Source organism: Amycolatopsis sp. NPDC051045, from assembly GCF_040682955.1.
In the GTDB taxonomy this organism is placed as follows: domain Bacteria; phylum Actinomycetota; class Actinomycetes; order Mycobacteriales; family Pseudonocardiaceae; genus Amycolatopsis.
On record NZ_JBFBCC010000041.1, the window covers coordinates 24,301 to 39,776 of the forward strand.

Here is a 15,476-nt window from a genome sequence, read left to right on the forward strand (position 1 = left end):
TCGCCAGGTCCCAAATCCGCACAGTCCGGTCACTGCTGCCAGTCACCGCCACCGGCTCCCCATTCAGACTCGTACACGCCACCGCCGTCACCACATCCTCGTGGCCGGTCAAAATGGCCCGCAAACTACCAGTCGCCAGGTCCCAAATCCGCACAGTCCGGTCATAGCTGCCGCTGACAGCGATCGGCGCCCCGCTCAAACTACCGCACGCCACTGTCGTTACCAGGTTCTCGTGGCCGATCAAAGTGGCCCGCAAGCTACCGGTAGTCAGGTCCCAAATCCGCACAGTCTGGTCGTCACTGCCAGAGACAATTACTGCATGGGCGCCGATAAACGTGCATGCCGCTGCGGTTACGTCACTGGTATGACCGGCAGCTGTGACCCGGTGACCGACTCCAATAGGTAGGTGCCAAATTCGTACCGTCTGATCGCCGCTGCCGGTAATGGTTATGGGTGTCTGATCTAGGCTGCTACACGCCACCGCGTTCACCGATTGCTCGTGGCCGGTCAGAATGGCCCGCAAACTTCCAGTCGCTAGATCCCAAATCCGCACGGTTCGGTCGCTGCTGCCGCTGACAGCGACCGGCACCCCACCCACATTCGCGCACGCCACCGCGTTCACCGAGTTCTCGTGGCCGGTCAGGGTGGCCCGGTGCGTACCGGTCGTCAGATCCCAGATCCGCACAGTCTGGTCGCTGCTGCCGCTGACAGCGACCGGCACCCCACCCACATTCGCGCACGCCACCGCGTTCACCGGGTAGTCGTGGCCGGTCAGGGTGGCCCGGTGCGTACCGGTCGTCAGATCCCAGATCCGCACAGTCCGGTCATAGCTGCCGCTGACAGCGACCGGCACCCCACCCACATTCGCGCACGCCACCGCGTACACCGGGTAGTCGTGGCCGGTCAGGGTGGCCCGGTGCGTACCGGTCGTCAGATCCCAGATCCGCACAGTCCGGTCATAGCTGCCGCTGACAGCGACCGGCACCCCACCCACATTCGCGCACGCCACCGCCGTCACCAAATCCTCGTGGCCAGTCAGGGTGGCTCGCAATCTACCCGTCGCCAAGTCCCACATCCGTACGGTCCGGTCACTACTCCCGGTTACAGCGGTCGGCGTCCCGGCAACACTGATGGACGTCACCGCCGTCACCGAATCCTCGTGGCCAGTCAGCGTCGCCTGCAAACCACCGGTCGCCAGGTCCCAGACGCGCGTCAGTTCGTTATCGCTGCTGGTGATACAAACAGGTATTTCGTTGAGGTCAGCGCACGCTATGGCGTTCACCGGATTCTCGTGGCCGGTCAGAGTTGTATGCAGGGCCGGACTAATTTGTTGTCCTGTGGCCCAACGAGGCGGCCACTGCAATGGCTCTGCTAGGGCGTGCTGTTGCTGCGCAGCTGCAAATCGTGCAGCGTCGGTGGCCAGCGCATGGCGTCGCCGGCTTGGCGGGAGGTGACTATGAATGGCGGCGGAGGCGCGATAAATCGCGCACGTCAGGCGGCCTTTCTCAGTGGTAGCACTGTGCAATGCGGGCAGTAGTTCATTCGGGTATGCGAAGACTAGATAGTTGACGTCACTGATCAACTCATCGAGTTGACCGCAGCGAGCGGCGTGAGTGGCCAGGTGGCGCAGAATGTAGGGATGAGCTCGCGTCCAGTCCCGCGTGCCGTCTATGCGGACTGGTACTCGAGAGCGCAGCACCTGAGTGAAGGCGCGGTGAATCGCGCCCTCGTTGCTGCCGTCGCGCAAGTGCTCAGCCAGCGCCTGGTGATACAGCCGGTAGGCTGACCGGCCCGCTTCCACAGCTTCGATGACGTAGGAACCTGCGTGACTCCTCAACCACAACAGGTCATCGTCAGTGTAGGTCAATCCGGCGATGCTGGAGGCTAACGGCGCCCATAAGTCTTCCCACGGCAGACCCTGACCTTCGGCGAACGCCAGGGGCCGCAACAGATCCCGTACTTTACTCGCGTTCTCGCCGAGTCGTGTCTCCAGATCCCGACGCATGGCCTGAGCAGGTAGTCGGGGTAGCGCCCGTCGCCAATCTTGGCTGTTCGGATCAGGAATTGCCGGATCGGCAGCCAGAGCGGCGCTGGTGATGCGCGCGACCAGAAACGAGGGATCTGACGCCTGGGCGACCGCACGTGCCACCGCCCGGATCACCTCCGGTTCCTGGCCGGGATAGGGACTGTCGATTGAAGCTTCGAGCAACCCGCGGGCTGCGTAGTTGGTCAGAGCGTCGATGTCAGCGTAGCGGGGCGCGTCCAGATCGATATTGTCTTCGCGGCGTAGCGCTAAAGCGGCCAGCAAGTGTGGGCGAGTGCCTACCAACAGTCGAAGCCGACCTTGAGCATGTTCGGCCAACGGCGCGAGCAATTTGCGACACAATTGGTCGGGGTCGGCCGCTTCATCCAAGGCGTCGATAAGGACCGTCAGCGGCGAGGGACGATCGCCGAGACGCGCTATGAATTCGCCCACGGTGCCGGCGCGAACCTGGGCGGCCGCGGTGATGCCCTGAAACACCTGATCTGTGGTCAGCTTTTGGGCATAGATAACGACATCGACCGCGTTGGGTGCGGGGATGGCTGCGCTGGGCAGGCCCAGCGTATGAAGAGGCACCGTAGCCCGACGTTCGGAGTGGGTCAGGGTGGCGATCAGGCCCAAGACTGCGGTCTTCCCCGACCCGGGGTCGGCGGTGACTGCCAACATCGGCTGCGCGGGATCGATATGGTGCAGCCAACTGGTGATGTCCAGTAGCGCGGCCTGCCTGCCGGCAAACCACCAACCCTGTGAGGTGTCATGGCCGCCCATTGCGCGCACTAGCAGCTGGGTGCGGAACTCGATATCGCGTCGCTCGCTATCGGCGTCCCACTGGCTGGCCTGTTGGATAGCCAAGTCCACTTCTGTCATCTGCGGGTTGTGGCGCGTGTTGAGTAGAAATGGCGGCACTCGACCGGTCAATTGCGCCAAGGTGGACGTGATAGTCTGAAACGGTGGCTTGTCGTCGTCGGAGTTCATCGCCGTAATTACCGCATCTAAGGGCAACACCTTTGGCGCGTAACCTGCTGTCGCCAGGTTTTCGATGGCCGCGCGCAGCAACTGAGGGAATGCCCCGACCTGGGCTTGCTCGGCCGGTTGCGCTGACGTGAGGACCACAAGTCCGGTATTCGGGCTACCCTGCCAGTGCTCAGTCATTCGTGTGAGAGCTGCTTGAGTCAGATCATTGCCACCGCGACCAGCGTAGCAGGTGTCCAACATCAGCAACACGCGTCGGATATTGGTGCCGGATAACATCTTGCGAGCCAGCTCGGCAGTGAGCAGAGCATCCTCGATGTCATCAGGGTCAGTGTCATTGGTCAGCAGCACGTGCTCGCCGTCGTCGAGGATCTCGCCGTGTCCAGCGATGTAGACAGCGAGTAGGTCGTCGGGCCGCGCTTCACGACAGAACCGCCTCAGTTGCGAGGTAAGCTGGGTCTTGTTGGGATCCAAACCCAAGTCACTGATGTGCTGGTAGCCCAGTTTTTTAGTGAACAGGTCGATAATTTCGTTGCGGGCCTCGACTAGGCCTGGCCGATCCCACTCGGGTGCATATTGATGATGGGCGATCGCCGTGGCTATCAAGAACCGGTGACCGGAGTACTCATCAGCGTTGTCGTACTCACTGTGCATGACGTCCCCCATAGATGACCGCCCGCGTGACCTTCTCGGTGGGATGAGCTTTGGCGTCGTGTGCGTAGGTATCTACGTCCGAGTCACACCCGTTCATAGTGGGCACCCCTTTGGAGTTCGTCCCGAGATTTACCTCTGATGCAGGACGCCTAGCAAAGACCATGGATCGTCGTCGGCGCAGATTGACGTCTTGCCTTATGCGATCGTGAAAATCCGCATCTCCAGCCAGCACGCTATTCCTCAGCCAGCCGAAAATGCCGCCTTTCCAGCACCACGAGATCCCAGCCGCTCGCGATGACTATCTCGCCCGTCGGGCCGAACGCGACCGGGCCGACGCACTGGTGATCGAAGACGCCATTCTCAACCGCTGTCGCGAGATCCCACAGCCGCACTGTCTGATCTGCGCCGGTGGTGACAGCGACTGCGCGGCCGTCGATCGTTCCGCTCGCCACTGCGGCTACCGCGCCTACATGCTCGCCGAAACTGACGAGTTCTCTCGCTGTCACCAGATCCCACACTTTGGCCGTTCGATCACTACTTGCTGTTACTGCAACTGGTCGCCCGTTCAGTACTCCACAGGTAACAGCGGTCACCGAACCGAGATGCCCCGCGAATGTGACGACGTTCTTCCCCGTCGAGAGGTCCCACACCCGGGCTCGCCTGTCGTCGCCGCCGGTCACGACGACCGACCGCCCATCGAACGTCCCGCACGCCACGGCACCCACTGAACTTCTGCCCTCTTCTACGGAGACAAGCCGACTACCGGTCATCGGATCCCACACCCGCACCGAACCCTCATATGTACCCGTAGCCACGACCAAGCGACTACCGAGCCTGCCGCAAGCGACTGCTGCCACCGCCCCACCGCAGTCCTCTAAGACGACAATTTCGTCGCCGGTGACCGGATTCCATACCCGTGCTGTCCCGTCGTAGCTGCCTGACACTGCAACCGGCCGGCCGTCGAGATCCCCACACGCCACGGCATCGACCGGACCATTGTGCCCGCCGAAAGTCAGCCTCTCCTCGCCGGTCGTAAGATCCCGTACTCGTGCGGTGCCGTCGTAACTTCCGGTCACCACCACCGGATGACCGTCGGCTTGCCCTATCGCCAGGGCGACAATATCACCGAGGTGTCCCCGCCTGTTGGGTCGATCGAAGCTCGGCATATCAACGCGCCAGACGCGGGCGGTGGCGTCACCTCCTCCGGTCACCACCACAGACTGGCCTTCGAGTACGCCGTACGCCACGGCCATCACCGAGCGGGAATGCCCGGTGAAAGCGACGATCTCCGAAGCGGTCTCCAGATCCCACACCCGTGCGGTGAAGTCGCGGCTTCCGCTCACGACCACCGCCCGGCCGTCGAGCTCACCGCAGGCGACGGCATCCACGTGGCCGATGTGCCCGGTGAAACTGATGATCTCTTCGCCGGTCTTCGGGTTCCACACCCGTGCGGTGTAATCCCGGCTGCCGGTCACGACAACAGCCTGGCCTGCCAGTACACCCCAGGCGACCGCATCGACCGGACCATCGTGCCCGGTGCAGGCGCTGATCTCCGAGCCCGTCGTGAGGTCCCAGGCCCGCGCCGTGCGGTCCCAACTGCCGCTCACTGCGACTGGCTGGCCATCGAGTACACCGCAAGCCACAGCGATCACTTTCCCGGTGTGTCCTGCGAACTGGGAGATCTCTCCGCCGGACTCCAAATCCCATGCGCGCGCGGTCTCGTCCCAGCTGCCGGTCACCACACACGGTCGGCCGTGAAACGTGCCGCAAGCTAGTGCGGCCACCGGGTGAGCACGTTCGCCGAAGGTGCTGGTCAATCTCGCGGTCGCTAAGTCCCACACGCGGACTTCGCCAAGCTGCCCGCCGCTCACCGCAACGGGCCTGCCGGCGATGCCCTCCCAGGAAACGGCAAGTGCCGAGACGAATCCGGCTGATCGGACGATCTCCGTCCCCGTCGCCAGGTTCCAAACCCGAGCGCCATCGGCGCAGGCAGTGACTGCAACCGAGCGGCCATCGAGGGACCCGCAGGCAACCCAGCTGACCGGGCCGGTGTGTTCGCTGAAACTGGTTCGAAGGGCGTAGTCGGTCTGCTGTCCGGTAGCCCACCGCGGCGGCCAACCGAGCGAAGCGGACAATTCTCGGTGAAGCCGGGTAGCGGTGAATCGGGCGGCATCGACGCAAAGAACGTGGCGTCGCCGTTGCGGAGGTAGCGTTCGGTGCAGGTCTGCGGAGCAGCGATAGATCGCGGCGATGAGCATGCTCTCCGTGCCCGTTGTCAGCCGGAGAGCATGCAGGAGGGTTTCTGGCTCGGCGTTGACGAGGTAGTCAGCGTCGGTGATGAGCCTGTCCAGCTCGCCGGCGGCCGCGGCGTGGCTGGCGAGATGGCGCAGCGTGTAGGGATGGGCGCGAGCCCAATCACGCAAGCCGTCCAGTTTGCGGGGGACCCGCTTTGCCAGAACCGCGGCGATAGCGCGCTGCATGGTCGCCGGATCAGTGCCAGCCCGGAGGTATTCGGCGAGGGCCTGGTGGTAGAGGCGGTAGGTGGACCGACCGGATTCGATGGCTTCGACGACGTAGGAGCCGGCGGTTCGGCGAAGCCAGAGCAGGTCGTCGTCACTGTATGCCGTTCCGGCGGCTTCGGTCGCAACGGCGGCCCAGATATCCTCCCAGGGCAGTCCCTGGCCTTCGGCGAAGGCGAGTGGGCGGAGCAGGTCGCGGGCTCTCGCCGCGTTGTCGCCGAGCCGGATCTCGAGATCCCGGCGCATCGCCTCGCCCGGATACCGCGGGAGGCTCGATCGCCAGCTAGGCGCATGAGGGTCGGCGACCCGGTCCTGTGCAGCGAGGGTGGTACTGGTGATGCGGGCGACGAGGAATGACGGGTGAGCCGCTGCGGCGACCGCGTCGGCTACGGCTCGAAGCAGTTGCGGTGATTCGTGTCGGTAGGGGCTGGCGGAGTTGCTGTCGAGGAGGCCTCGAGCGGCGTAGGCAGTCAAGGCGCCGAGGTCGGCGTATCGGTCGGCGTCCAAGTCGACCAGATTGACCGGGTTCTCGCGCCGCTGACCAAGCCGATCGAGCAGGTAGGGACGGGTACCTAAGAGAAACCGCAACCGGCCCGCGGCGTGTTCGACAAGTGGGTGGAGCAGGCGGCGGGCAAGGTGGTCGGGGTCGGCCGCCTCGTCGACCGCGTCGATCAGCACCGTCAACGGGGCTTGCCTGCCGGAGAGCTGGTCTAGGAGCTGACCAGGGGACGCCGCGTGCACCTGGGCAGCAGCCGCGATGCCCCGCAAGACCTGCTCAGTGGTCAGGCTTTGGGCGTAGATCGCCACGTCGACCGCGCCCACCGCTGGCACGGCTGCCGGAGGAAGCCCGAGAGCGTGCAGCGGAACGGTGTTGCGCCGGTCCGGTTGAGTGACCGCGGCGATCAGGCCGAGGACCGCGGTCTTGCCGGACCCCGGGTCGCCCGTGACTGCCAGTAGAGGCCGGTCCGGCGACGGCGTGTGAAGCCAGGCTGTGATGTCGCGTATGGCCTCGTGCCGGCCAGCGAACCACCAACTGCGCCCGTCGTGGCCACCCATGGCACGAACCAGCAGCCGGGTGCGAAGCTCGGCGTCGCGGCGTTCACCTTGAGCTTGCCATTCGGCGGCCTGCTGAATGGCCAGATCGACCTCGGTCATCTGCCTGTCCCGGCGCGGGTTGGGTAGAAACGGCGGGATTTCGCCGGTCAACCCGACCAGGGTGATACCGATGTGTTGGTGGCTGGGTTTGCCGGCGTTGGCGTTCATCGCCTTGACTACCGAGTCCAAGGGCAGTGAGTCAGGGTTGTGGCCAGCGACGGGCAATCCGTCTACGGCCGTCTGCAACAGCCGGGGGAACGCGCCCGTCTCGGCCTGTTCTGCAGGGTGGGCCGAAACGATCACGACCAGGCCGGACTCGTCGCCGTGGCCCCAGGTACTCGTCATCGAGGTGATCGCGGCTGCGGTCAGTTCGTTCCCGCCGTGCGCGGAGTAGCAAGTGTCCAGCATCAGCAGTACACGCCGGATGCCGGTGTCCAGCAGCATGCTGCGCGCTAACTCTGCTGTCGGCAGAGCCCGTGCGAGGTCGTCCGGATCCGTGTCCGAGGTGAGCAGTACGTGCTCGCGGGTCGCGTCGAGAACCTCACCGTGCCCGCCTATATAGACAGCGACCAAGTCGTCGGGACGGCGCACAGGGTCGCGACAGAAGTCCCGCAGCTGATCGGTCAACTGCGCCTTGCCGGGGTCCAAGCCGAGTCCGCTGACGTGCTCGTAGCCGAGCTCTCGTGTGAAGAGCCTGATGATTTGCTCACGGGCCTCGACCAGTCCGGACCGGTCCCACTGAGGTGCTTTCCAATACCGTGCGAACGCCGTCGCGATCAAATAACGGCGCGGCTGGTCGTGGTCATCGCGCACCTCGACCTCCCGTGTCCGCGCCAATCCCTTGCCGTCTGAACCGCATGCAGCGATCGAGCCCAGCTCACACACCCTCCAGCCAGAGACATCATCTCTGCACGCGCTTCAGCTTGTCGTCGTGACTGTGGCCGCACTCGTTCCGGCTCCATACCCCAACCACACGAACGGACTAATCAACATCGTCGGGTCCACTCGCAGCCGATAACGGCCCCTGTGGCCGCCGCTTCAGGTAGGCCAAGCGAGCGGTCGGCAGAGTCTTCGATCGCACAGGAACGATGGGCCATTCGGGTGATCAGCGGTCTGCGGGGGAACGCGGCCAGCGCGACCGACGATCACTAGCCGTAGTGCTCCATTCTGGGGTGCGCTCTCGTATGGGGAGACATGGTGGGGCGGATCGTCTGCGTGCACGGCATCGGCCAGCAAGCCACCGGTGAGGAACTTCTGCTCCGTGACTGGAGGCCGGCCCTGCTCGACGGGCTCACTCGCGCCGACCATTCCGGCGCCGTCAGCGCCAGCGACGTCGTGATGGCGTTCTACGGGCACCTGTTCCGCCCGGCCGGGCAACGCCTGGCCGTCGGCGATCCCATCTTCACCGCCAATGACGTCGACGCCGGTCTGGAGGAGGACCTCCTGCTGGCGTGGTGGCGGGAGACCGCACGTGTGGATCCGAAGGTCGCGCCGCCGGGGGCGGACACGCTCGTGCGAGCGCCCGGCTCGGTGCAGGCGGCGCTGCGGCAACTCTCCCGTTCCCGTTTCTTTGGGGGCCTGGCGTTGCGAGCGATGGTGTTCGACCTCAAGCAGGTCAGCCGCTACCTGCAGGACCCGAACCTGCGGGAGGTGGCGCGAGCCACGGTCGCGAAGCTGATCACCGAGGACACCCAGGTGGTCGTGGCGCACTCGCTCGGATCGGTGGTCGCGTACGAGACGCTCGCGGCGATGCCCGGCCATCAGGTGCGGGCACTGGTGACGCTGGGGTCGCCGCTGGGGATCGCGAACCTGATCTTCAGGCGGCTGGATCCGGCCCCCCGTGACGGGCTCGGCGCCTGGCCCGGCTCGGACGAGCTGGCCTGGACGAACATCGCCGACCATGGCGATGTTGTCGCGCTGGAAAAGGACCTGCGGCCCCGATTCGGGACGCGGATGGTCAACGCCGTCGTGCACAACGGCGCGCACGCCCACGCCGTCACCGCCTATCTCACCGACAAGCTCACCGGAAGAGCGATCGCGGACGGCCTGCATGCCTGCTGACACCCCAGGACCGCGCCGCTACCTGATCGCCACCGCCATCGCCCACCACCCGAACGCCCCGCAGCTGGACAGGCCCGGCCTGGTCGAGGCCCGCGACCAGATCATCACCCTGTTCACCGACGAACTCGGCTACGAGCACGTCCACACTCTCGGCCTCGATCCAACCAGAGAGCAGCTGACCCGCCTGCTGCGCGCCTTCTGCCGCGACAGAGCCCGGCACCCGGACGACATCTTGGCCGTCTACATCACCGGCCATGGCGAAGTCCTCGGCGACACCCACGAACACGTCCTGCTGACCGCCGACACCGACCCCGACGACGTCGAGGACGCGCTGCGCACCGCACAGCTAGCTCAGAAAATGCTCCAGAAAACCCGGGTCCGGCGGGTGCTGCTGATGCTGGACACCTGCTACTCAGGCCACGGCGGCAACGAACTCACCGCCGCCGCCATCACCGCGACGACCCACAGCTGGGGCGACGAACCCGGATCCGGGCTGGCCGTGATCACCTCCTCCCAGCCAGCTCAGCAAGCCGAATCCGGCGCATTCCCGCGCCTGCTGCGCGAGGCAGTCCACGCCTTGCCGACCGCCGGATCGAACCCGGCGGCGTTGCCGCTGGATGCGCTCGTGACCGCGATGAACGCCAGCATTCACAAGCCTGGCTACCAGACGATCGGGTACGGCGTGACCGGGCTGACCGGCGAGGTCCCGCCGTTCCTGCCCAACCCCCGCCACGACCCGCGGATGACGGAGGTCGACCTGGCCATCCAGCAGGCCAGCGAGTTCGAGGCCCAGGCCGACCGCCGCGACACCGAGCTGCGGACCCGGCTGCTGGTGCGGGCGATGGGCGGCAGCAGCAACGGCACCGGCGGCTGGTGGTTCGCCGGCCGGCACGCCGCACTGCTCGAAATCACCACCTGGCTGCAGCACCCCGACCCGGCGCGGCCGCTGCAGGTCGTCACCGGCAACCCCGGATCCGGGAAAACCGCCGTCCTCGGCCTCATCGCCACCCTCACCCACCCTAAGCGCCGGGCCACGGTTCCCCTGCACAGCCTCGCGCTCCCCGCCGCCGCGGTCCCGGAAATCGGGGCGGTGGATGTCGCGATCTACGCGCAGAGCCTGACCACCGACCAAGTGCAGGCCGGGATCAGCGCCTCCATGCACTCCCGCGCCGACACCCCCGGCCGGCTCCTCGACGACCTCAGCGGTCGAGACACACCCTTGACGGTGCTTATCGATGCCCTCGACGAAGCCAGCGACCCCGACCACCTCGTCCGCACCTTGCTGCGCCCGCTGGCCGAGCACGCGGCAGGACGGCTCCGGATGCTGCTAGGCACCCGGGACTTCCTGCTCGACCGCCTCGGCCTGCGCCGCGACGAGGCGATCGATCTGGACGCCGACCGCTACGCCGACCCGCTCGCCCTGACCACCTATTCCGCCCGCGGCCTGCTCGAGGCCCATCCCGAAAGCCCCTACCGCGATCAGTCACCAGAGCTGCTGCGCGCCGTGGCTGACGCTGTCGCCACCGCCGCGCACCCCTCGTTCCTGGTCGCGCGGATCACCAGCGCCACCCTCGCCGCCCAGGACCACGCCGCTGACCCAAGCGATCCCGCCTGGCACAGCTCGCTGCCGACCTATCCCGGTGAGGCGATGCACCGGGACCTTGAAACTCGCCTCGGCGACAACGCCGCCAAAGTCCGAGATCTGCTTCGCCCGCTTGCGTTTGCCGAAGGCCAAGGACTGCCCTGGGAAGACATCTGGGCCGCCGTCGCGTCCCGCGCAGCTGGCACTACTTACACCGACGAGGACCTGCTCTGGCTACGCGAACATGCTGGCTCCTATGTCGTGGAAGCCACCGAAGACGGTCGCTCTACCTACCGGCTCTACCACCAAGCCCTCGCCGACCACCTCCGCGACGGCATCGACGCCACTGCCATCCACAACGCCATCGCCGAGGTCCTGATCGCCCGCGTACCACGCACGCTCGAAGGCCATCGCGACTGGCCTCGCGCCCACCCGTACACCTTGCGACACCTCGCTACCCACGCCGCCCTCGCAGAGGAGATCGACACCCTGATCCCCGACGCTGACTACCTCGCGTATGCCGAGCCTGACGCGCTCCTGCTGGCCTTGCACCGGACCAGCACCGACACCGGCAGGCTCACCGCCGCGGTCTACCGCTGCACCGCCGACATCCATCGCCACCTATCGCCTCTACGGCGTCGCCAGGTCCTCGCCGCCGACGCCGCCCGCTTCCGCGCCCCACGACTCCAACACGACCTGTCCGCACCACTGACCTGGCAGCCGCGCTGGGCAACCGGACAGCAAGCCGACCACACCCTCCACGCCACCTTCACTGGCCACATCAACTCGGTGGAGGCGGTCGCCTGCGCCACACTCGACGACCGCCCGGTCGCTGTCACCGTCGGCTTCGACGGCACCGCGCAGGTCTGGGACCTGGCCACTGGCGAAGGGCTCACCACCTTCACCGGCCACACCGACTTGGTGCACGCAGTGGCCTGCACCCTCCTCGACGACCGCCCCGTCGCCGTCACCACCGGCGACGACAACACCGCACTGGTCTGGGACCTCGCCACCGGCGAAGAACTCACCACCTTCACCGGCCACACCGATCTGGTGCACGCAGTGGCCTGCACCCTCCTCGACGACCGCCCCGTCGCCGTCACCGCCAGCGACGACAACACCGCACTGGTCTGGGACCTCGCCACCGGCGAACAACTCACCACCTTCACCGGCCACACCAGCTGGGTAGTGGCGGTGGCCTGCACCCTCCTCGACGACCGCCCCGTCGCCGTCACCGCCGGCGGCGACTGCATCGCGCGGGTCTGGGACCTCGCCACCGGCGAACAGCTCACCACCTTCACCGACGCGGTGCAGGCGGTGGCCTGTACCTTCCTCGGCGACCGGCCTGTCGCCGTCACCGCCAGCCTCGACGACACCGCGCGGGTCTGGGACCTCGCCACCGGCGAACAGCTCACCACCTTCACCGGCCACACCGGACCGGTGCTGGCGGTGGCTTGCCCCCTCCTCGACGACCGCCCCGTCGCCGTCACCGCCAGCGACGACGGCACCGCGCGGGTCTGGGACCTCGCCACCGGCGAGGAACTCACCACCTTCACCGGCCACAGCCGCTCGGTGCAGGCGGTCGCCTGCAGCAGGCTCGACAGTCGCCCTGTCGCCGTCACCGCCAGCGACGACAAAACCGTACGGGTCTGGCGTTTTCTGATCGACACAGCTCATTCACCCGCAAGCTCCGGTCATTCTGCCTGGGTCGTGGCCGCGGCAAGCGGTGTGCTGGACGGTCGGCCGGTCGCCGTCACCGCAGGCTTCGACAGCACCGCGCGGGTCTGGGACCTCGCCACCGGCGAACAGCTCACCACCTTCACCGGCCACACCGGACCGGTGCTGGCGGTGGCTTGCACCCTCCTCGACGACCGCCCCGTCGCCGTCACCGCCAGCTCCGACGACACCGCACAGGTCTGGGACCTCGCCACCGGCGAAAAACTCACCACCTTCACCGGCCACAGCCGCTCGGTGCAGGCGGTGACCTGCACCAGCCTCAACGACCGCCCCGTCGCCGTCACCGCCAGCCTCGACGACACCGCACAGGTCTGGGACCTCGCCACCGGCGAAAAACTCACCACCTTCACCGGCCACAGCCGCTCGGTGCAGGCGGTGACCTGCACCAGCCTCAACGACCGCCCCGTCGCCGTCACCGCCAGCCTCGACGACACCGCACAGGTCTGGGACCTCGCCACCGGCGAAAAACTCACCACTATCACTGGCCACCCCGGCCCGATCGAGGCTATGGCCTGCAGCACGCTCCACGGCCGCCCTGTGGCAGTCACCGCCGGCCATGACGACGCCGCGCGTGTCTGGGACCTCGCCACCGGCGACGAGGTCGCCGTCTTCGACTTCCGCGGGATCAGCGCCGCAGCGTTCGGGCCCAGCGGAGAGCTCATGATCGCGGCCGGTTGGGACATCATCGTGTTCGACCGCCTTGCGACACACTGATCCCGCGGGGTATGAGCACGGCTAACTATCCAATGCGACTCGGCACCGCCAAAAACTCTGTGCCGTCAGCAACGTTGCCCAGTTTGAAGTTGACCCTTACGTCCGACGACAACGCATACCACGAGTTATGGAACATAGGTATGACTCGGCGCGCGCCATGCCACCCATGCATAAGAGTCATTATGCATGAGACTCACTTTGCGTCAGAATTCTGAGCTGGTTCTACCGTGAACAACCCAACACGGCTGGCGCAGTTCACAACGACCACGTCACTCGTTATACTCACCGCAATTAAGATCAACTTTGCCCATGCACTGATCAGGATACACTGCCACCATGACCAGTACCTGCACTTTTGTAGATGTAGGCAACTTCGCAGCATTGAACCACGCGACGGCGCGCAGACGCATCGGCGACCTACTGAGGTTTCTCCGCAGAAAGTACGGGAAAGATTCGACAATATTCTTGTCCTGGGTAGATAATTTCTATACCGAGGCTGCCGTCCTAGAGTTTCAGTCGGAGGCGGCGAATTGTATACTTCAGATTGGAACTCCGGGAACTCACGTCGATATCCACGATTTTTGGTGGCACTTCATCGGATTGCAGCAATCAGAAACCACGAATTCTCTGGCTGCGATGTCGAATCCAAATGAATTCGACCGCCTCGTCGTTGTGACAACAGATTTTGCCTACGCACCACTCCTGCGATACGCGAGATCATGCGAAGTCAGCACAACCCTTATTGCTCCCGCAACTTCACGCTCATATCTCCTTGCCCGCGAAGCTGGCGAACGAATTGACTATCGACAGATAGATTCACCCCGACCGCTACGCGGGCTTATCTCACCAGGAGAAACCGACGGAACAATGACTGCACTAAAGGAGGAGTTTGCCAACGCAAGAGAAAACATATACGTGATAGACCCCTACATTGACATCGACACAGTTAGGCTCGCAACTTGGCTCCAGCCAGACGTCGACCTCGTCTTTATCAGTCAAAGGTTCTACCCTGGTACATTTGCCGAAGTTGCAGCACTCAAGTCCGTTGACGTCAATGCAAAACTTCTGAAACTTCCCCAAAATTTAGTGCATGACCGATGGTTGCGACTCGACGGCAAATGGTTGCACAGCGGCAGCTCAATAAAAGATATCGGGCGGAAATATTGTCGAATATCAGAAGTAGTCGACAAAGAAGAAATTCGTAAGCATGAACAGATGCTAACCACCCTTTTATCTTCAGCCACGGAAGTGGATTATGACTAGCTATCCTTCAGTGTCCACCTGAGAGGACTACAATTTCAATTTACGCTTGATAGATGCCTATAAAGGTGATTACGTAAACCGGCGCAGGTCGGCCACCGGTCAGCGAAGCTGTTCGTCGCCGAGGAAGTCGCCAGCGCCGTCACGCGCGGCTGGGAATTGCTCCGCAGGCTGAGGGCGTGCCCTCCAGGGCAGCGGGCGACGGCGGGAGCATGTCTGCCGCGAGGACCGGCACCCGGAGCCGGCCGCCGACGAGCACCGGTAGGACGACGCGCCCGTCCCCCGCAGGTCAATTCGATCTCGGGCCAACCCCAGTAGTCCGGCGAGTTCAGCCGCCACCCCGTCCAACCCCCGGCGTCGCACCAGCCAAGACTGATGATAGCGATGAGCGCGGAGCACCGGTCAGCCCTATCGGCGAGGCTGTCGGCGAAGTCGCCGCCGTACCAAAGGGATTGCCCGGCGAAGAAGCCGCGATCGGGTGAACCGCCCGCGCAGCGCGTCGAGGATGAATGCGGCGGCCTGGCGCCGACCGGATCAGGACGCCGCCAGTCGGGTAGACGCTCACGCCCCGACCGTCAGACCAGGGTCTCGACGTGGTGATCGACGTCGACGCCACCTTGGCGAATCTCGTAAAGGCCGGGACGAAGTTCGACTGAGTCCCGATGGATCTGGTCGAGCCACTCGTCCGGCCACCGCGTGGACTCCGACCAGCGCAGACCCTGTAGCGGGATCCTCCCGAGGTCGACGCGGCTTAGACCACGTCTCATTTGGGGTTGTTGTGGGTGAGCAGGTCCAGCTTGATAGCCCGGCGGTAGCAGATCACCGCGCAGGCGAGCTGGGT

The 15,476-nt window shown here is 65.1% G+C and carries 5 protein-coding genes; 3 read left to right on the forward strand and 2 right to left on the reverse strand.

The annotated features are described in order from the left end of the window. Nucleotides 1–3,667 (reverse strand): caspase family protein (locus AB0M80_RS42455; protein WP_364576218.1); only part of this gene is annotated, 3,667 nt, incomplete at its 3' end. Between the two features lie 233 nt (nt 3,668–3,900). Beyond that, complete coding sequence (locus tag AB0M80_RS42460; protein ID WP_364576219.1) at nt 3,901–8,094, reverse strand: caspase family protein; 4,194 nt, start codon at nt 8,092–8,094, stop codon at nt 3,901–3,903. Between the two features lie 384 nt (nt 8,095–8,478). Here AB0M80_RS42460 and AB0M80_RS42465 point away from each other — a divergent pair, with 384 nt between their 5' ends. The 3 genes from AB0M80_RS42465 (at nt 8,479) to AB0M80_RS42475 (ending at nt 14,638) form a co-directional block, all read left to right on the forward strand. Continuing rightward, the gene (locus AB0M80_RS42465) at nt 8,479–9,342 is read left to right on the forward strand and encodes a hypothetical protein (protein WP_364576220.1); all 864 of its coding nucleotides are present in this window, start codon (nt 8,479–8,481) and stop codon (nt 9,340–9,342) included. Next, nucleotides 9,332–13,375, forward strand: a complete 4,044-nt coding sequence (locus tag AB0M80_RS42470) for a caspase family protein (protein ID WP_364576221.1) — start codon at nt 9,332–9,334, stop codon at nt 13,373–13,375. Before AB0M80_RS42465 ends, AB0M80_RS42470 begins: the two co-directional genes overlap by 11 nt. Before the next feature lie 336 nt (nt 13,376–13,711). Further along, on the forward strand, nt 13,712–14,638 hold the full coding sequence (locus AB0M80_RS42475) for a hypothetical protein (RefSeq protein WP_364576222.1): 927 nt from the start codon (nt 13,712–13,714) through the stop codon (nt 14,636–14,638). Nucleotides 14,639–15,476: the final 838 nt, after the last annotated feature.